We start from the raw sequence: 18,932 nt of genomic DNA on the forward strand, positions 1-18,932 counted from the left end.
GCTTCAGCATTCGCTGAGCGCCGGGACCCCGCGCAACCGCTCGTCCAGCCAGACGACCGACTCCGGATAGCCCACGGCCGCACCGATCACATGCTCACCGAACACACTGCGATACACCGCGGACGCACCGAGCGCGCACTGTTCCCGATACAGATTCCGCGCTCCCTCCGCCGGGATCCAGAACTCCTGCTCGCCGTTGTAGATATACAGCGGCACAGCGGATTTCCGGCCGGCCATCCGGGTCACCCGGAACACCTCGGCCGCGAACTCCGAGTGCAGCGGATCCGGGAAATTCGCCGCGACATCGATCGGCAGCATGAGCACCCCGGCCGTGGCGAACACGCTGATACACAGGTCTTTCACCGGAGAGGTGGTCACCCAGCGCGCGAGATTGTTCATCCGGCCCAGGATCTCCGGCCGCTCCCGGGCCACCCCGAAGGTGGCACCCATGAATACCGCCGAGGCCAGATTGCCGTTCATGCTGCGCGCCAGGATCTCGTAGTCGGCCGGGACACCGCCCAGCGCCGCGCCGACCACCACCCCGTCCAGCTCCGGTGCGTACTCCGCCAGCAGCTTCACCGCACCGTGCGTGGCGATCGCCCCGCCGGAATAGCCGTGCAGCGCGAAGCCGCTGGCGCCGAACTCCGCCGGCAACCGGTTGCGCACGGCCCGGATGCTGTCGAGGATCGCGTGCCCGGCGACATACGGTTCCGCATAGGCCATCCACGGACCCTGATGATCGGGAATCAGCACCGCGTATCCGCGCAGCAACGCCAGCTGGGTGGTCGGCGGGAGATAGTCGGTCACGCTGATCTCCGATGCCAGCCCATGGGCCAGGCTGTAGCCGGGCGTGCAGTCCCGGCCGAGCGCGTCGATCGGCAGATTGTTGACCAGGACCGGGCGATCCCCCGGACCGGGCCAGACACCCACCGGAATCACCAGGGTCGCGGTGGCGAACGACGGGCGCCCGTGCGCGTCGGTCGTGCGGTACTTCAGCATCAGCGCCTGCCGGAACGGCATCAGGACCAGCACGCCCGCGGTCGCGGTGACGTCGCGCACCTCGATCACCTCGCCGGGCGCGTACGCCTCCAGATTCACCGGCCAGGCATCGAAGATCGGATCGCCGACATCGCTGGGCAGCGTCGCCCGCCACAGCGCGTCCAACCCCGGTGTGCCGCCCGCGGATTCGACCAGCTCGGGGGCGTTGGGGCGGACCGGTGGATCGACCGGCGGCGGCGGGATGACCTGATCGATCCACTGTTGCAATCCCGGCAGCAAGCTCCCGGAGATATTCGGAACGGCTGGAAACGGCGGCGGCGCGGGCGGTTGCGCGGTGGCCGGAACGGCGAAGAGCGGGCACAACAGGAGCGCGGTGAAAAGCAGTGCGCGCGAACATCTCATAGCACGAACCCCTGGGTGGACGGCAGTGTCCCTGCCACCCGGAATGTCGCGGCTTTCGGATCTCTGCGGTACCAGCCCCCCGAAATGCCCCGGTGAAACCGGGCACAGGACACTCAGGCTAGCCGCACCGGGGTGCCCGAATGTCCGTTTCGAGCACAGCCTCCATCGCCCTGCGGCCGAATCGCAACAAAGTACGCGAATCACGGCTCATACGACCGGGATCCGCGTACCTTGCGCATGTCACCTGAGCGAAGGCCACCGCCCTGATCCGGTGACCATCGCCTCCGGGCGCGCTCAGCAGTTGCTCGGCGCGGGCTCCCCGCGGAAACGCGCGTCCAACCAGCCCAGCGCCTGTGGGATGCCCAGCACCGCCGCGGTGAGGTGATCGGGCACCGGGATCTGCTCGGCCTGTAGCCGAACTCCCTCCGCACACCAGTGCCGGTTGGTGTTGACGATCGCGTCCACCGGTACCAGTCCATCGATGGGCGAATGCCATTCGAAGACCGGGATCGTGGGCGCGCCGTCGTACAGCTCGAGACTGTTCTCCTCCACCACCGCGCGGGCGTCCGCGTCGTTGATCATGGAGGTGGTCTTGGCGAAGTCCATGGCGCCGCGCCCCGCGCCGGCGGCAAGGATGTCGTTGGTGCAGCTGTTGGCCATCGCGGCGCGCGCGGCCAGCCCGCGGTCGTTGAGCTGATCGCTGAGCGGGAACCGCTTCGGATACTCCCGCTCCAGGCCGAGCCCCGCCGCCAGCGCCAGCCCGAACACCGGGTGCGCGTTCAGTCCCAGGCCCTCCATCATCTTCACCAGATTCATCGGCACGCCGCCCATGGCGGCGCCGGCGATCTCCAGTTCCGGCGCGTAGCGCGGCTGCAACGCCGCCGCCCACGCGGTGGCCATACCGCCACCGGAATATCCGATCATGGTGGTCGGGCTCTTCTCGACCCGCAGTTCCCGCACGTTCTTCACCGCGCGGATGCCGTCCAGCGTGATCTGCCCGCCCAGCTTGGCGGCGCCGTAGGCGAACTGGGGGCCCAGGTGGTCGGGCAGTGCGACCGTCCAGCCGCGCTGGAGCAGCACATTCCAGCCCGGGGCCTCGCGCACGATGAGGTTCGGGTCCTTGGTGTAGAGCACCCGCGACACCGAGCATTCCGAGCCGAGCCCGTTGATGATGTGCTGGAAGGACAGCAGCGGGCCGTCGGGCCGATGCGCGTTCGGCGTCAGCACCGTGGTGGTGGCGACGATCGGCTCGCCGAGAGAATTGGTCGACCGGAACCGCACCTGCGTGACCGTGGTGTCCGGGAAGATCGCCAGCGGCGGCAGTGCGCGCACGCCGAGCACTTCGCCCGGCTCCTTGTCTTCCAGATCCGGCGACTGCGCGTAGAACGGATCCGGATCGGGCGCCGGATACAACGGCGCGCTGTTCCCGCCCTGCGCTGTGGCGAGCACCATCAGCGCACCGAGCACCATCGCACCCACCACTCGCGACAGTCGGCTTCTACTTCTTCTCGAACGTAGGGCTGTACCCATCGACGTAAGCCTCTCCCTGGTCCAACGTTCGTGATCATCTTCAAACATCACGGTCGCCGGGCGGCAGAGCGCACCACGATTATGTTGGCAATTCACAAGTTTGACCGATTCGGCCTGTGCGGTCGGCCCACCGGCCGTCCCCGGTCGGATACGCGGCACCGGAGCTCCGATGGCTAGGCTCGAGGACAGACAGAGAGGAAGGTCCTGTGGCTCATCACCTGTGGTCGCGGCTGGCGGTGGCGGCCGGTGTCGTCGCGGTGGCAGGATGCGGCGGCGCGACGGATCCGGCGGGCGCGCCGGCTTCGACGACCGTCGCCGCCACGACGACGCCCACGGTGTCGCCTGTGGTTTCGCCGACGCCCACCGTCGATCCGTATGCCGGCGTCGCCCTGATCGATCGGGTCGAATGGACCACCGGTGTGGACGGGGCGCGACTGCTGGTGTTTCCCTCGCCCGCGGGTCGCAGGACCAGTTATCCCCGCTCCGACGAACGGGCTTGGCAGGAGATTCTGGCCGCGGCGCCGGACGCCGACGCACCGGGCATGCGCGATCAATTCGTGTGCCATTGGGTGTGGGCCCGGCTGGTGCAGCCGAACAAACCGAGCTGGAATCTGGAGCCCTGGCGGCCCGCTGTCGGATATCAAGCCACCGTCGATGCCACCTGCAATCCCGGCGGTCCCGAACGCTGAATGTAACTCGGAAATAACCAATATTTTTCGTGTCGCGGGGAATTCCCCCGCCGTTCGCACAATCCACCCTGCCGCCCCGACGCGGCCCCGGCACACCGGCCCGGACGAGCCGAACCCCGCGCGCACCGCGCAGGTGGGAGCGGGTGCGCGCGCAGGTCTCGATTCGGTCAACCAAACCACCCGGTCGGGACGCTGCGAAACGCGCCCAGAATCGTGAAAAGCGGGTCGGGCGAATGCAATCGATAGTGCAGATGTACTTGCATCTGAAAGGCCACCAGCCCTAAACTCAACCGGCAGGGCTTTACAGGGGACAACCAGGGGAGGCCGCATGAGCGAGCCGACGGTAATGTTGCCAAAGGTTCGCTGCCGCCATACCAGAGGGGCGTTCGAATGAACCAACCATATTTCGGCGGCCGGGTCGGTTTCGCCGATACCGCATTGGCCGACCAGCCAGCGAACGGTACAACAATGAGCACATTGCCAGCCCACAGCGGCCACCGAAAAGCAGCGCATTCACGCGATACCGCGGTCGCGTTCGTCATCGATGCCGTCGAGTCCACCGGCGCCGCCACCAGGAACGATTTCGATATCGATCGGATCGTTTCCACGGCCCACGCCATGGCAGACGACTGGGATATGAACGTCCTGCAGCCATCGACGTTCTGGCGCATCGCCTCCATCTGCATCAAGCAGTAGCCGACCTCCTGCGGCGGCCGCGGTCGAACACCGCTGTGCCGCAGTACCTTTCGGGTGTACCGCCGACCTCGCGCCACCCGACAGAGGTCTTTGCCGCCGTCACCCGGCCCGCGGCCGTACCGTCGCCGGCTAACCGGTGGATCGCACAGTTCCCATGTCCCGGCACGCTTTCGGGTTCGCCCCGCCGCGTGCCGGGACATGCTGGAATAACGGACAATTCACCCGACTGTCGGACCAGTGTCGTTCGCCGACCCGAATCCGGCCAAGACACGGGCATTCTCGCGTCGACGACGACCACACAAACGCAAGAGTGCGGGCGACCGAACCGGTCGCCCGCACTCTTGCGTTCGTCTTATTGCACGCCGTTCGCACCCGAGGGGTGCGAACGCTGTGTGAGTCTCGAGGAGGTCACGAACCGGCCGCGTACTCGCCGATCAGATCCAAGGAGCGGTCCGGCGCCAGCGACTGGACGCTCAGCCGATCCATCACCGCCAGATACGTCTCCAGATCCTGCCGGCGATCCAAATACAGTGCGCTGGTGAGATGTTCGAGGTAGACGATGTCGGGCAGCTCGCGTTCGGAGAAGCGCAGAATACTGAACGAACTGCCCGCTGCCGCGTATTCGCCCGCGGCATAGGGCAACACCTGGACGGTGACATTCGGCAGCGCGGCCAGCTTCACCAGGTGCCGCATCTGATCGCGGTGCACGCCGGGCCCGCCGACCGAACGGTGCAGCGCGGCTTCGTCGATCACGGCCCAGAGCACGGGCGGATCCGTGCGATACAGCAACTCTTGGCGATGCTGCCGCACGGCGACGCGACGCTCGGTATCGGCGTCGTCGCTGCCGAGCGACAGCACGGCCCGCGCATAGTCGGGCGTCTGCAACAGCCCAGGCACCAAATGCGCCTCGTAGGTACGGATCTTGCTCGCCGCCTGCTCCAAACCGAGGTAGGTGCCGAACCACGACGGCAGCAGGTCACTGTAGCGATGCCACCAGCCGGGCTCGTTGGCCCGCCTGGCCAGATCCAGGAATCGCTCTCGTTCGTCGGGATCGGTGATCCCGTAGAGCGTCAGCAGATCTCGGATATCGCGTTCTTTGAAGCCGGTGCGGCCCAGTTCGAGACGGCTGATCTTGGCGTGCGAGCCCCGAATCGCATCACCCGCGGCCTCGCGGGTGATGTTGCGACGTTCCCGGAGCTTTCGCAATTGCCCGCCGAGCGCGATCCGAAGCACGGTCGGACCACGTTCCACGGCAACCGATTGCACCGAGTCGACGTTATCGGGTTCTGCGATCATGGAGTTCGTCTCCGATACTCGAGGTTGCCCACCAGTGTGTCACAGACATACCGCCCGACGACACACCGCACCGACCGCAATGTTACCGCTCAGCAAGTCAGGTCGTCGAATTCTCCCGCCTTCGCCCCGCGGACGAACGCGTCGATCTCCGGACGGGTGTAGAAGATCATCGCACCCTCGGGGTCACGCGAGTTGCGCATGGCCACCAGGCCGCCGGATGCCTGCGCCAGTTCGACACAGTTACCGCCGCTGGGACCGCTGAACGAACTCTTACGCCAAGCGCTTTCGATCGTGCGTGTCGTGTCGGACATTTCCCCACTCCTCGGTTCCGCAGTGTAGAGATCCTTCGATGCCGGTTTTGCATCTGCACTCTCAAATGTTCTTGCATTTGCACCGACATTCGGACGATAGCACGAAGTTCACCATGGCGCACAGGGTTTTTCATACCTACCGGTCGGCTTTTTCGCGGTAATTTTAGCCATGCTCGAAAAAGGCGTGTTCAGCTCGGCAATCCGCGCTGCTCGGCCAACTTGAATCTTGTACTGTCACAGTGCACATCGGATACACCAGCCGTTCGCGACAGCCATTTTCGGCGCGCCGCGCGGACATCACTCGCTGAGGAGTACACCCGCCATGCCTGATGACGATGCCCCCCTGATTCGGACCGACATCCCACATTCGGCCCGCATCTGGAACTACTGGATGGGCGGCAAGGATTACTACGAAATCGACCGCATCGCCGGCGATGCCGGGCTGGAGGTCGACCCCGACATCAGAACCATGGCCACGCAGTCCCGGCAATTCCTGATCCGGGCCGTACAGTTCCTCGCGCGCGAACGCGGCATCTCGCAGTTCCTCGATATCGGCACCGGCCTGCCGACCATGCAGAACACCCACGAGGTGGCCCAGAGCATCACGCCCACAGCGCGAGTCGTCTACGTGGACAACGATCCGCTGGTGCTCGCGCACGCGCGCGCGCTACTGACCAGCACCACCCCCGAGGGCGTCACCACCTACGTCAACGTCGACTATCACGAACCCGAGCGCATCATCGCCGATGCCAAGAACGTACTGAACTTCCAGGAGCCGATCGGCGTCATGTTCATGGGGGTGCTCGGCCACGCCCGCAGCTACGAGGACCTGCGCCGCATCGTCGACACCGTGCTGGCGGCCGTTCCGTCGAACAGCTTCCTGGTCATGTGGGACGGGACCGACGACAGCAAGGCGTATGTCACGCTCTGCGAGAATTACTCGGGAACCGGTGGCACGCCCTATATTCCGCGGCCGCAGGAGCAGATCCGCGCCGTGTTCGATGGGCTGGAACTGATCGACCCCGGATTCGTCTCCATCACCCAGTGGCGCGCCGAGGACACCGAGGTCGGTGCGGCCCGCCCGATTTCCGCTTACGGAGCGGTCGCCCGGAAGCCCTGAATTCGGTTCGCCGAGACAGTTCCGACCAACCGGTCGGAACTGTCTTTTCTTATGCGCTGGTGAATATTCGGCGGTGCCGTCGACCGTGCAAATGTACTTGCATCTGCAAGGCGCAGACGCATAAAATCGAACGCACAGTTAACGGGGAGGTACGCGGGAGTTTCGTTCCCGCGGTGCCACATTCACCTCCCCTCTCGGCAGAGGCGAGGGTGGTCGACCATGAACCAGGCATTCCGAACTACCCACCGGGTCACGGCCGCTCACCACGCGCGCCTACCCGCTACCGATTTCGGGTCCGAATGCGGTAGCGAGCCGGGTGCGCTCACCTACCGCCGGGCCCGCGAGATCCTGTTCACCCACGAGGTGCACGGCCCCTCCTGCCGCCAGTGGCTGGCGGCCGCCGCCTACCTGTCCGCGGGCCTGGACGACGAGTAGCCCCGAAGTCGCCCGACGCCCTGCGCAACCCGGCTGTCGGCGATGCCGCACGCCCCCGCGGATCCCACGGAAGCTTCCCTACGTTCATAACTTTTTCGTATAGTGATGCAACGATTCGGGCGCGGTTCGATTACGTCCGATGTGGCATGGAAGCGACACCTATGACCTTCTCCGCGTTGGACTTGTCCACCGAACTACCCGCTGCGGCACTGGAGATCGGCGGCCGGCCCGCCTCGGTCCCGCTGCAGAACACCGATCGGGTGGCATCGCGAATGGTCGGTTACTTCGCCACCTGTATGGCTCCGTGCCGCACGCTGCCCGGTGAGCAACTGCGCGGCGACGTCACCAAACTGACCCGAACAGTCCTGACGCTGGCCGCCGAGATGTTCGACCGGCGCGCCGTCCCGGACGCCGAACGGCTGACCGAAGTGCGCGAGGCAGCGACCCAATGGGCCCGGGAGGCAGTGCCGCTGGGCACCATCCTGCGCGCCTACCACGAGGGCGTGCGCATCGCGCTGGGCCTGGTGACCGCGCAGGCCAAGGCCGACGATGTCGACGAACTCCTGGTCGCCTCCGATCTCATGCTCGAACTGCTCGAGGCCATCACCGTCACCGTCTCCGACGCCTATGTCGAGGAACAGCACCTGGTCGCGCGCGAACACCAGACCGCAGCCCAGACTCTCGCCTCGGCTCTGCTCAGCGGGCGCGGCAGCTCCGCGCTGGCCCGCCAGGCGGGAATACCGGTGGCCGAGTCGTATCACGTGGTCGCCCTGTCGGTTCCGCAGCATCCCGACGAACGCGATCCACGCGTGGACGCCGAGGTCGCCGCACGACGCAAGCTGCGCCGGCTCCAGTCCGCGCTGGCCACCGTCTTCGATTCCCGCGCATTGGCGCTGCTGTCCACCAAGGGCGGCACCCTGCTCGTCCCGCAGGGCGACGGTGTCCCCGAGGTCACCGCCGAGACCCTGGATCGGCTGGCCGAGGCCGCCGAGGTCCCATTGACCGCCACCCTGGTCACCAGCGAGACCGATCAGATTCCCGAGGCGGCCGATCAAGCGCACGAGCTGCTGAATCTGGTCCGGGTCGGCGGCCGCTCCCCCGCCCTCTACGAGATGGCCGATCTCGCCGTGGAGTATCAGCTGACCCGCGGCGGCCCGGCCACCCGGCGAATCGCCACCGCGCTCGACCCGCTGGACGCGCATCCCGAACTCTTCGACACCATGCGGGCCTACCTCGGCAACGACATGAACCGCCAGCTGACCGCACGTCAGCTGTATGTGCATCCGAATACCGTCGACTACCGGCTGCGCCGTATCGCCCAGCTCACCACCATCGATCTGGCCACTTCGGCCGGCATCTCGCAGGCCTCGATCGCGCTGCTCGCCCGCGACCTGGACCGCACGGTCGCACGGAGGCTCTGAGTCGAAGATCGTTGCCGAGATGCAACGCGAATTCGGAAACTCGCCAACTGATTTCGCGAGAGCATGGGTAACTCGTCGGGTACGCCCGAAGTCCAGCCGGATGCCTGACCGCCGACCCGGTCAGGAACTCGCGGGGCTCTCACGACCGGCAAAGAACGCGGAGAGGCGAGACAGTGCGCATAGCGGAGATATTGCGTCGGAAAGGTAATGCCGTAGCCACGGTTACACCGGAGACCACCGTTCGTACCCTGCTGGGGATTCTGGCCGAGCACAATATCGGCGCGGTCGTCGTGACCCCGGACGACGCCGAGATCGCGGGCATCGTCTCCGAACGCGATGTGGTGCGCCGGCTGCACGAGTTCGGCGCGCAGGTGCTCGACCGCCCGGTATCGGACATCATGACCCGCGCGGTCCGGACCTGCTCGCCCGCCGACCACGTCGACGGGCTGCGCACCACCATGACCGAACACCGGATCCGGCATCTGCCGGTGGTGCAGGACGGCCGGTTGATCGGCATCGTCAGCATCGGCGACGTGGTCAAGAGCGCGATCTCCGAACTGGCGAGCGAGCGCCAGCAGCTCACCGAATACATCCAGGGCAGATACTGATCGCCGCCGCGCCGTCTCAGTACTGGTCGCCGCCGCCCAGATCGGACGAGAGCCAGCGCTGCGGGCGCATGCGCACGGTGATCATCGCGCCGAAGCCCGCGGCGATCTCCAGATAGCCGTCGACCTGATCGGCGGGCAGATAGTGGGCGGCCACCTCGCGGTGCTCGTCCTCGGTCATGTCCGTGACGCCGACGATCGGACCTTCCACCGACACATAGCGCACGGTCGGCGCGACCCGCTGCGCCAGCAGACCGAGGCGACCCGCTTCCCGCAGGAACCGCGCCTTGCGCGACTGCGCGCCGGTGACGAACCAGAGTTCGCCGCCCGGCTCGTACCGGTACCAGATCGGCACGGTGAGCGGGCCCCGGCCGGGTTCGGCACACAGGGACAGCGCCCCGATATGGGGCTCGGCGAGAAACTGCTGACGCTCTTCCGGATTCAGAGGCATGCCACCAGGATGCACCGGGGCACCGACAGATCCGCCGAGCACGCGCCACGCGCACGACAATCGCTGCACGCCAACAGAACTGCGAACGAGTCGGACCTGCGGACGCGGCGGGACGGATAAGCTGGTTGGGTCCATGCGCATCCTGTGAAGGGAGCGTTCGTTGCCGCCATCCGCCCCCACCCGAGCGCCGCAGCTCCCCGAGTCGATCCGTGACCTGTTCCCCGCGCTGGCCCGGACCGGCGAGGTCTACCTCGACAGTGCCGCGACGACCCAGAAACCACGTCCGGTCATCGAGACCATCCACGACTACCACGCCGCGCGCACGGCCAACGCGGGGCGCGGCACCTACCCGTGGGCCACCAGTCTCGATGCGCGCCTGGCCCGGGTGCGGGCCCGTGCCGCGGCGTTCATCGGCGCGCGCCACCCCGACGAGGTGGTGTTCACCGCCGGCGCCACCGCGGCGCTCAACGCGGTCGCGCTGTCCTGGGGCCTGGCAGAACTCGCCGACGGCGACCAGATCCTCTACAACCCCCGCGATCACGCCTCCAATATCTATCCCTGGCATCATCTGCGCGACCTGCTGGCGCGCTTCGGCCGCCGGATCGAGTTGGTCGCCTATCGCAGCACCGCCACCGGCGAGGCCGACATCGCCGACATTCTCGCCGCGCTGACCCCGCGCACCCGGCTGATCACCACCAGCCATCTGCATCACGTGTACGGGGGGCGCACCACGCTGGAGGAACTGCGCGGCCGGCTCGATCCGCGGGTGCTGCTGTGTTTCGATTGCAGCCAGAGCGGCGGGCACCTGCCGGTGGATGTCACCGAGCTCGGCGCGGACTTCGCGGTCTTCGCCGCGCACAAGATGTTCGGCGCGCCCGGCACCGGAATCCTCTACTGCCACCGCCGGATTCACGATCGGCTGCTGCCGTTCCTGCCCGGCGGCGGCTCCGGTGTCCGGCTCACCGGCACCGGCCTGACACGCAGCGGCATGCCGGAACTGCTGGAGGGCGGTACGCACAACATCCCCGGCATCCTCGCCCTGGGCAGCGCACTGGAAGTGCTGGAATCACTGGACATGACCGTCGTCGCCGCGCACAATCGCGAGCTGACGCTGCGCCTGATCGACGGGCTGCGCCGGGTGCCCGGGTGCGAATTCCTGCCGGGTCCGGCCTACGCGTCGTGCGCGGTCGGCTACGGCATCCTCTCGTTCACCCTGCCCGGAATCAGCGCCGCCGACCTGGGTTTCGTCCTCAGCGAGCTCGGCTTCCTGGTGCGCACCGGCCTGCACTGCGCGCCCGGCGCCGACTCCGAGTCCGTGCGGGTCAGCACGCATGTCTACAACACCCGCGACGAGATCGACCGATTCACCGCGTGCGTGCGGACGATCGCCGAGGAGGTTTCGTGAGTACCGATATGCCTCGCTACGACCGGCGGGCCGCGTCCCGCGTGCTGGCCGCGCTGGCACAGCCCGGAGTGTTCGGCACCGGGCCCGCAGTGCCCGAACCGCCGCGGATCGAATACACCGCCCGCGCCCTGAGAACCGAGCCGAACAGCCATCTCACCTACTCCCAGCGGCTGTACCTGGATCGGTTCATGCGCCCGTGCCGGCCGTACCAGGTCACCAGCGCCACGCATCGGATCACCTGGACCGACAGCGACGGTGTCCCCAACACCGGCCACTATCGCGCCGACGGGCTCGGACCGCTGGTGCCGATCGCGGTCCGCGAGACGGCGCTGGCGCTGTGGCACAGCATCGCCTCCGACGCCGACCTCGCGCGGCGTATGGCGGCGCTCGGGCCGCGCGAACAGGCGGTACTGGCGGGCACCACCACCGATCACGATCCGCTCGAGATCTTCCGGGTCGGTATCGAGGCGACCGGTCGCGCGCTGGCCCAGCATGCCCTGCTGGCCCGGCAGACGCCGTACCGCGGCGCGGCCGAATTCGCGCACGGGATGCGGGATTCCGGCCTCTTCGCCGCCGTGGCCACCCGGTGGTACTGGGAGTTGCAGGCCTCCACCTACCGGCGCGGCATGATCCCGGTGACTCTCGCCGCCCAGCCCGACGGCACCGTCCGTTACACCGCCGAGACGGTGGCGACCCTGCGCGCCATGAAGGACGCCACCATCGATGACGCGCACCAGGTCATGCGCCGGGCGACCACGAGCGAGGGGCTGTCGGTCGCCGCGGCCATCGCCAAGTACCACGAGGAGCTCGATCTCATCTCCCGCCAATACGCGCTGCTTCCCGCCGGCACCCGGCCCGCCTGCCTGGCCGCCATGCCGCATCAGCTCGGCGGCGCGCACTACAGTCTGCTCCCGGTGGTAGTCGAGGAGTTCGTCACGGTGTTCGACCAGCTGGCCGCGCGGTGCCGGATCGCCGAGGTCCCCGGCGAACTCGACGAACTCGGCGCCGACACTCCTGTCACCGGCGAGGACCGGATCTTCTATGTACCGGATATGAACTGCAAACACTGTGTGCGCACCATCTCCGGTGTGCTCGAGTCCATGGGGATCACCGTCGCCGAGATCGACCTGCTCAGCAAGCGGGTGGTGGCCGAGTTCCGCAGTCCGCGCAATCGGGCACGGGCTTTCGAGGCCATCCGCGACGGCGGCTACAACCCGGTCCTGGAGCGGCCCGCCGCACAGCCGACGGAATCCGCGGTATGACAGCTCTGCCCGCGCTGCCCGCAAAGATCCATCCGCTGGTCCGCGCCTTCCTGGACACCCGCGCCGCCATCGACGAGACCCTGCTGCGGTTCGGTTCACCGGTGCACCTGGTCTTCCCGCAGGTGTACGCGGAGAATCTGAAGCGGCTGCGCACGGTGCTGGAGCAGCGGCTGCCCGGGCATCGAATCTGCTACGCGCACAAGGTGAATCGATCCCGGGCCTTCGTGCGCGCGGCCGAGCACGCGGGCGCCTCGATCGATGTCGCCTCGCCACAGGAGCTGGCCCACGCCCGCGCGGCCGGGTTCGACGCGAGCCGGATCGAGGCCACCGGCCCCAAGACCGATGGGTTCCTGCGTGATCTCATCGACAGCGGCGTGACCATCAATGTCGACAATGCGTGGGAACTGCGCCGGATCGGTGAGCTGGCCGGTGACCGCGAGCGCGTCCCCGTGCTGCTGCGAGTCTCCGGATTTGCGGGCATTCCGGTGAGCCGATTCGGGCTGCCGCCACAGCAGGTGGACGAGGCCCTCGAACTGCTCGCCGCGCAACCGGCCCAGCTCTCGTTGCGGGGCTTCGCTTTTCATATCGACTCCGGCGAGATCACCGAACGCGTGCGCGCCGTCGAGACCTGCCTGACGCTGATCGAGCGGGCGCACGAACGTGGGCTGAACCCGTCCGTGCTGAACATCGGTGGCGGACTCCGTCAGGTGTTCACCGCCGACGCCGACGCCTTCGACGAGTACGTGCGCGCGCTGCGGGCGGCGCTGCTCGGGCGCGGTGAACCGATGACCTGGGCGAACAATACCTTCGGCTATCACATCGACGGCGGCGCCGTGCACGGCACACCGGTGTTCCACAAGTACGCGAACACCGTTGCGGCACACCGCATGCTGGACGACATATTGACCGCCCCGCTGGCGGGGCACGGTGGCCGCACGGTGGCCGGGCTCGCCGCCGACAATCTGCTCGAGCTGTGGATCGAACCCGGTAAGGCGCTGGTCGACCACGCCGGGATCACTCTGGCGCGCGTGGTGTTCGTCAAAGAGCTCGCCGACGGCACCGTCCTGGTGAATCTGGACCTGAGCCGGGATTCGGTGACACCGGCCGACCAGGAGGTCATGGTCGACCCGCTGGTGCTGCCGGGCGGAGTCCGCCCGGCCGGTCCGGTGGGCGTGTTCTTCGCCGGGCGACTGTGCCTGGAACGCGACATGATCACCAATCACAAGGTGTGGCTGCCGTACTACCCGCAGCCCGGCGACCTGGTGATCTTCCCGAACACCGCCGCTTACCACTCGGATCTGTCGGCCGCGCGGGCCGCGATGCATCCGCTGCCGGACAAGCTGGCGGTGGACCTGCGGTCGGGCAGCTTCCAGGTGTGCCACGACAGCGACTACGAACCGCGGCGCCGCGCGCCCCACACCGGAGCGCCGTAATGCGCTACGACCACATCACCGAGTTGATCGGTAACACTCCGCTGCTGCGCCTGGACCCGGCCGTGCACCGGCTCGCCGGAGTCGAGCTGTACGCGAAACTGGAGTCGCACAACCCTTTCGGCTCGGTCAAGGACCGGGTCGCCTGGGGCATGCTCCGCGAGGAACTGGACCACCTGCGCGCCGGCGGGCAGCGCCTGATCGAGGCCTCCAGCGGCAATACCGCCAAGGCGTTGCGGGTGCTGGGTGGGCTGCACGGTATCGAACTGCGCGCGGTGACCAATCGGATCAAGGTGGCCGAGGTGCGCGATCTGCTGCGGCTACTGGGTACCGAGATCGTGGAGTTGCCCGGACTGTCCGAATGCCCGGACCCGACCACACCGAACGACGTGTACTCCGTCATCGCAGCCACGATGGCCGCTGAACCCGGTGCGTACCACCATCTTTCGCAGTACACCAACGAGAAGAACGTGGAAGCGCACTGCCTGGGCACCGGCCGGGAGATCCACGAGGACCTGGCCGCCGACGGCATCCACCGCGTCGACTACCTGATCGGCGGCCTCGGCACCACCGGTTCCAGCCGCGGCGCGGCCACCTACCTGCGCAAGCACAACCCGGACCTGCGCACGGTAGCCGTGGTCTCCGAGCGATCGGACTTCATCCCGGGCATCCGCTCGGAAACCGAGATGTGGGAGGTCGGCCTGTTCCAGCCCGACTTCTACGACCACATCGTGACCGTGACGGCCGGGCGCGCGGTGGACGCGACCCTGGAACTGATCACCGGATACGGCGTGCTGGGCGGGCCCACCAGCGGCGCCGCCTACGCCGCCGCCCTGGAAACGCTGGGCGCTCTGGATCTTTCCGGGCGCGACGCGCCGCTGGTCGCGGTCGTCATCGTGTGCGACCGGCTCGAGCCCTACCTGTCCTACCTGGAGAAGCGACGCCCCGAGCGGTTCGGGCGCAGCGATCGCCGCCCGCCCCCCACTGCCGCGGAACTCGCGGCGGCGCCCACCCTCACCCCGCCGGAGCTGGCCCGGCTCGACGAGACCGGACGCCCGGTCGTCGTCGACACCCGTGGCGCCATGGCCTACCGGATCGGACATGTGCCGGGCGCGTTGAACATTCGCGACGACCACCTCGACGACATGCTCACCCAGGGCATGCCGTTCCCACGCTCGCGGCCGGTGGTCTTCGTCTGCCCGGTCGGCGAGATCTCGCGCCGGTTCGCCGCGCTGGCCCGCCGCGACGGCTACGACGCGTCCACCCTCGAGGGCGGCATCACCGCCTGGCGCGATGCCGGGCTGCCGTTGGAGCGAGGGGCGTGAGCGGGCCGCGTCGTCCGGTGATGCGGGATCACCCCGCCGAGGGGACTACTGTAGTGCGGTGCAAACAGGCCAGGAATCAGGCGAGAGCGGCCCCCGCATCTGGGGTGGGACCACACTCAACGAGCGGCGGGAGGCGCGCCGCGCCACGCTGTTGGAGGCCGCGCTGGACCTGATCGGCGAGTCCGGCGCCGCCGGGGTGACCATGCGCGCGGTGTGCCGCCGCGCCAATCTCACCGACCGGTACTTCTACGAGAGCTTCGGCAGCCGCGACGAACTGCTCGACGTGCTCTACCGGCAGGTGGCCGACGAATTCCTCGGGCCCATGACCACTTTCGCCGAGGCCAACGATCCCGCCCGCGATCGCGAGCTATCCGACGTGCTGGTCGACAAGGTGCTCGAAGACCCGCGCAAGTCCCGGCTGTTCCTGGTCGAGCCGTATTCCAGCACCGGCCTCGGTCAGACCACCATCGCCGTCATGCCCGCCTTCACCCGGCTGATCCAGGACCACCTGTTCGCCTACATCGAGGACCCGACCCGGCGCCGGCTGGCCGCGGTCACCATGGCCAGCGGCAACGCGGGCATGTTCTCCGCCTGGTTGAACGGATCGCTGCGGGCTAGCCGTGAGCAGATCGTCGACCACATTGTCGCGACGATCACGGTGTACCGGTCGATCTACAAGTAGCGACGCCCGTGCCGTGCTCGCGGCACCTGATCGACCGAGGAACTGCCTTGCGAACTCTTCCGCCAGGTGGTTGACTGGCCCGCACTCTGCCCCCGCGCGCCCTGGCGCGTGCCCGATCGAAGGAGGTGAGCCGGATGCCCGGCGGAAACAGTCCGATCTTCCCGATAGCCAGCTATTCACTCGGCGTCACCTCGGCAGTGGGCACCCACGGCTGATCGCTGCTCGACGGTGCGCTCCACTCCTGGGGAATACGTCATGTCGACAGTAGAAATGATCATCCGCCTGCTCGCGGGCGTCGGACTCGGCGCCGTCATCGGCTTCGAACGCCAATACCGGGCCCGGGAGGCGGGCCTGCGCACCAACGCCCTGGTCGCCGCCGGGGCCACGCTGTTCGTGCTGCTCTCGGCGCACGGCTTCCACGGCGCCGTCGCCGATCCCACCCGGGTCGCCGCCCAGATCGTCTCCGGTATCGGTTTCCTCGGCGCGGGTGTCATCATTCGCGACGGTCTCACTGTGCGTGGCCTCAATACCGCTGCGACACTGTGGTGTTCGGCCGCCGTCGGGGCGCTGGCGGGCGCGGGCATGCTGGACGTCGCCGCCTGCGGCACGGTCGCCGTGGTGGCGGTCAATATCGCCCTGCGCGCGGCCGGGCGCGCGGTGGACAAGCGCCCGGAAAGCCGCGAATAGCAGCCCGCCGCGCCGAGTTGTTGACATGATGCCAACAGTGGTGGAACCTGTGTCGTAGACCGGCATCGGGGCCGGACGGATCGAGCAGAAGGATCGAGCACAATGGCACGCGCGGTGTGGAGTGACGACGAGGTCGAAGCGGTACGCGAACTCGCCCGGACCTTCTTCGAGAAGGAAGTGGTCCCGCACGAGGAGAAGTTCGTCACCCAGGGCCACCCCGATCGCCACCTCTACAACCGGGCGGGCGAGCTCGGCCTGCTCTGCCCGTCCATCCCGGCCGAATACGGCGGTGGCGGCGGCACTTTCGCGCACGAGGCGGCGATCATCGAAGCCCAGACCGCAGCCGGTGACGGCTCGCTCGGCATGTCGGTGCACAGCGGCATCATCGCGCCCTACCTGCACCACTTCGGCTCCGAGGAACTCAAGCGCCGGATCCTGCCCAAGGCCGCCAGCGGCGAGATGGTGCTGTCCATCGGCATGACCGAACCGGGCACCGGCTCGGACCTGCAAGCCATCAAGACCCGGGCGGTCCGCGAAGGCGACGAATACGTCATCACCGGCTCGAAGATCTTCATCTCCAACGGCTGGCTCTGCGACGGCATCATCATCGCCGCCAAGACCGACCCGGACAAGGGCGCGGCGGGCGTCTCACTCATCTTCGCCGAGGTCTCCGACCAGACCCCCGGATTCGAACGCGGCCGCATCCTCAGCAAGATCGGCGGCAAGGGCCAGGACACCGCCGAACTGTTCTTCGACGGCCTGCGCGTGCCCGCCGCCAACCTGCTCGGACCGGCCGAGGGCCAGGGTTTCTATCAGATGATGCAGATGCTCGCCCAGGAACGACTGGTCACCGGCATCCTCGCGGTCACCATGATGGAGAAGGCGGTCGCGCTCACCGTCGAATACACCAAGGGCCGCGAGGCTTTCGGCAAGCCGCTGTTCGCCATGCAGAACACCAAGTTCGAACTCGCCGAATGCGCGACCATCGCCACAGTGAGCCGCACCTTCCTCGACGACTGCATCGACAAGCACCTGCGCGGCGAACTCGACATCCCCACCGCCGCCATGTCGAAGTACTGGCTGACCGATCAACTCGGCGTCGTCGTCGACCGCTGCCTGCAACTGTTCGGCGGCTACGGCTACATGACCGAATACCCCATCTCCCAGCTCTACACCGGCGCCCGCGTCCTGCGCATCCTCGCGGGCAGCAACGAGGTCATGAAGGATCTCATCGCGCGCTCGCTCTAGGGCCGGTCACCAGCTCACAGGAAGTTCGAGCAGGCCGCCGGTGAGAACATCGCGACGGGTTCTCAGCTGCTCGACCGCAACGGCCAATCGCAATGCCGGAAAGCGGGTGACGAGATGAGCGAACACGGCCTGTAGTTCGATGCGGGCCAGGGGCGCTCCTGTCACACCGCACGAAACACCCGTGGTTACCGGCACCTGCCGAACCGGCGCGAGCGGAGCGGCGTTCCCTGTGTCCCCACCGGTCAAGCCGTGCGTACCGCCAGACCGGGGTAGTCGACGATCAACCCGGCGGTGTCGTAGGTCAGAGTGGCGTGGTAGTCGAATGCTGGAGCCGCGTAGTCGTAGCGGTGGCCGGTCTCGGCGGGCAGGCGCCGATAGTGCTGGGGCAGACGAGTCACTGTGAGATCTTCCGCCGCGACATACGCCGCGGGAGCGTCGGCGGCGGAACCGACGGCCAGATCGAGCCGGTGCACCGGTAGGGCGTTGGTGAATGCCGAAGCCGCCAGGTCGATGTCGAGGCACCCGTCGAGCTCGGGCGCGGCCACCCCGTCGACCCGCCAGTGCCCGAGCCCGTCAGCGTCGACGGTCAGAGTGCGCCGCGCAGTCGGGTAGCGGCCGTCGATCCGAACCGAGCGCGTGTGCCAGTCCTGATCGAGACGCAGTCGGTAGTCGATGATCCAGACCAGATCGTCCTCGGCCGCGGTCGCACAGCCTTCGATCAGGAATCCGGATTGCTCCTCGCGAAAATAGGTCACTTCGAACCCGGTGCGTGCCAGTCGATGCGACCAGGCCGCCGAGGGCGGCAGCGGCGTGAACATCGCACCATGATGCCCGAAACTCTCGCGCTCGAGCCGGTTCTGGCGGCGAATCGGGTGATCAGCGCGCCCTTCCACCTCTCGAGAACACTCCATCAGACACCGAGTCCGCCGGTTGTAACG

At 67.5% G+C, this 18,932-nt stretch carries 19 protein-coding genes and 1 pseudogene; 13 read left to right on the forward strand and 7 right to left on the reverse strand.

All coding sequences use genetic code 11. The features are described from left to right. Positions 1-3 precede the first annotated feature (3 nt). Together ACFVMC_RS14420 and ACFVMC_RS14425 are read right to left on the reverse strand one after the other, a co-directional pair. Positions 4-1,401 (reverse strand): lipase family protein, encoded by a 1,398-nt coding sequence (locus ACFVMC_RS14420; RefSeq protein ID WP_379210294.1) that lies wholly within the window; start codon positions 1,399-1,401, stop codon positions 4-6. A gap of 294 nt (positions 1,402-1,695) precedes the next feature. Then, positions 1,696-2,871, reverse strand: coding sequence for a lipase family protein (locus ACFVMC_RS14425; protein ID WP_379210585.1), 1,176 nt, complete (start codon positions 2,869-2,871; stop codon positions 1,696-1,698). A gap of 266 nt (positions 2,872-3,137) precedes the next feature. Here ACFVMC_RS14425 and ACFVMC_RS14430 point away from each other — a divergent pair, with 266 nt between their 5' ends. Both ACFVMC_RS14430 and ACFVMC_RS14435 read left to right on the forward strand, forming a co-directional pair. Beyond that, positions 3,138-3,620, forward strand: coding sequence for a DUF2599 domain-containing protein (locus tag ACFVMC_RS14430; RefSeq protein ID WP_379210296.1), 483 nt, complete (start codon positions 3,138-3,140; stop codon positions 3,618-3,620). Positions 3,621-4,088: 468 nt separating this feature from the next. Further along, positions 4,089-4,316, forward strand: coding sequence for a hypothetical protein (locus tag ACFVMC_RS14435; protein WP_379210298.1), 228 nt, complete (start codon positions 4,089-4,091; stop codon positions 4,314-4,316). A 408-nt stretch (positions 4,317-4,724) separates the two neighbouring features. Here the strand turns inward: ACFVMC_RS14435 and ACFVMC_RS14440 are convergent, their stop codons facing one another. Both ACFVMC_RS14440 and ACFVMC_RS14445 read right to left on the reverse strand, forming a co-directional pair. Then, a complete protein-coding gene (locus ACFVMC_RS14440; RefSeq protein ID WP_379210299.1) occupies positions 4,725-5,612 on the reverse strand; it encodes a helix-turn-helix domain-containing protein in 888 nt (295 codons plus the stop codon). Positions 5,613-5,701: 89 nt separating this feature from the next. Continuing rightward, positions 5,702-5,923, reverse strand: coding sequence for a DUF397 domain-containing protein (locus tag ACFVMC_RS14445; RefSeq protein WP_379210301.1), 222 nt, complete (start codon positions 5,921-5,923; stop codon positions 5,702-5,704). 322 nt (positions 5,924-6,245) lie between these two features. On the opposite strand from ACFVMC_RS14445, the gene ACFVMC_RS14450 reads away from it, so the two are divergent. From ACFVMC_RS14450 to ACFVMC_RS14465, 4 genes are all read left to right on the forward strand, one after another. Beyond that, on the forward strand, positions 6,246-7,043 hold the full coding sequence (locus tag ACFVMC_RS14450; protein WP_379210302.1) for an SAM-dependent methyltransferase: 798 nt from the start codon (positions 6,246-6,248) through the stop codon (positions 7,041-7,043). Between the two features lie 219 nt (positions 7,044-7,262). Beyond that, a complete protein-coding gene (locus ACFVMC_RS14455; protein ID WP_379210304.1) occupies positions 7,263-7,478 on the forward strand; it encodes a hypothetical protein in 216 nt (71 codons plus the stop codon). A 146-nt stretch (positions 7,479-7,624) separates the two neighbouring features. Beyond that, positions 7,625-8,899, forward strand: coding sequence for a PucR family transcriptional regulator (locus ACFVMC_RS14460; protein WP_379210306.1), 1,275 nt, complete (start codon positions 7,625-7,627; stop codon positions 8,897-8,899). A gap of 173 nt (positions 8,900-9,072) precedes the next feature. Then, a complete protein-coding gene (locus tag ACFVMC_RS14465; protein WP_379210307.1) occupies positions 9,073-9,507 on the forward strand; it encodes a CBS domain-containing protein in 435 nt (144 codons plus the stop codon). Between the two features lie 16 nt (positions 9,508-9,523). Here the strand turns inward: ACFVMC_RS14465 and ACFVMC_RS14470 are convergent, their stop codons facing one another. Continuing rightward, a complete protein-coding gene (locus tag ACFVMC_RS14470; protein WP_379210309.1) occupies positions 9,524-9,955 on the reverse strand; it encodes a pyridoxamine 5'-phosphate oxidase family protein in 432 nt (143 codons plus the stop codon). Positions 9,956-10,115: 160 nt separating this feature from the next. Here ACFVMC_RS14470 and ACFVMC_RS14475 point away from each other — a divergent pair, with 160 nt between their 5' ends. From ACFVMC_RS14475 to ACFVMC_RS14505, 7 genes and pseudogenes are all read left to right on the forward strand, one after another. Then, positions 10,116-11,360, forward strand: a complete 1,245-nt coding sequence (locus ACFVMC_RS14475) for an aminotransferase class V-fold PLP-dependent enzyme (RefSeq protein WP_379210311.1) — start codon at positions 10,116-10,118, stop codon at positions 11,358-11,360. Next, entirely contained in the window at positions 11,357-12,622 is a 1,266-nt protein-coding gene (locus tag ACFVMC_RS14480; RefSeq protein ID WP_379210313.1) for a heavy-metal-associated domain-containing protein, read from the forward strand. The genes ACFVMC_RS14475 and ACFVMC_RS14480 overlap by 4 nt, the downstream gene beginning before the upstream one ends. Then, positions 12,619-14,055, forward strand: a complete 1,437-nt coding sequence (locus ACFVMC_RS14485; RefSeq protein ID WP_379210315.1) for an alanine racemase — start codon at positions 12,619-12,621, stop codon at positions 14,053-14,055. Before ACFVMC_RS14480 ends, ACFVMC_RS14485 begins: the two co-directional genes overlap by 4 nt. After that, complete coding sequence (locus ACFVMC_RS14490) at positions 14,055-15,377, forward strand: pyridoxal-phosphate dependent enzyme (protein ID WP_379210317.1); 1,323 nt, start codon at positions 14,055-14,057, stop codon at positions 15,375-15,377. Before ACFVMC_RS14485 ends, ACFVMC_RS14490 begins: the two co-directional genes overlap by 1 nt. A gap of 58 nt (positions 15,378-15,435) precedes the next feature. Then, positions 15,436-16,059, forward strand: a complete 624-nt coding sequence (locus ACFVMC_RS14495) for a TetR/AcrR family transcriptional regulator (protein WP_379210319.1) — start codon at positions 15,436-15,438, stop codon at positions 16,057-16,059. Between the two features lie 255 nt (positions 16,060-16,314). Then, positions 16,315-16,731, forward strand: a pseudogene (locus ACFVMC_RS14500) (MgtC/SapB family protein); the annotation flags it as partial. Positions 16,732-16,848: 117 nt separating this feature from the next. Continuing rightward, positions 16,849-17,994, forward strand: coding sequence for an acyl-CoA dehydrogenase family protein (locus ACFVMC_RS14505; RefSeq protein ID WP_379210321.1), 1,146 nt, complete (start codon positions 16,849-16,851; stop codon positions 17,992-17,994). A gap of 6 nt (positions 17,995-18,000) precedes the next feature. On the opposite strand, the gene ACFVMC_RS14510 is transcribed toward ACFVMC_RS14505, so the two are convergent. Together ACFVMC_RS14510 and ACFVMC_RS14515 are read right to left on the reverse strand one after the other, a co-directional pair. Then, entirely contained in the window at positions 18,001-18,159 is a 159-nt protein-coding gene (locus tag ACFVMC_RS14510; protein ID WP_379210323.1) for a hypothetical protein, read from the reverse strand. A gap of 77 nt (positions 18,160-18,236) precedes the next feature. Next, complete coding sequence (locus ACFVMC_RS14515; protein ID WP_379210325.1) at positions 18,237-18,812, reverse strand: putative glycolipid-binding domain-containing protein; 576 nt, start codon at positions 18,810-18,812, stop codon at positions 18,237-18,239. Positions 18,813-18,932: the final 120 nt, after the last annotated feature.

Origin of the sequence: Nocardia sp. NPDC127579, assembly GCF_042672005.1 — a bacterium.
Classification (GTDB): Bacteria; Actinomycetota; Actinomycetes; order Mycobacteriales; family Mycobacteriaceae; genus Nocardia.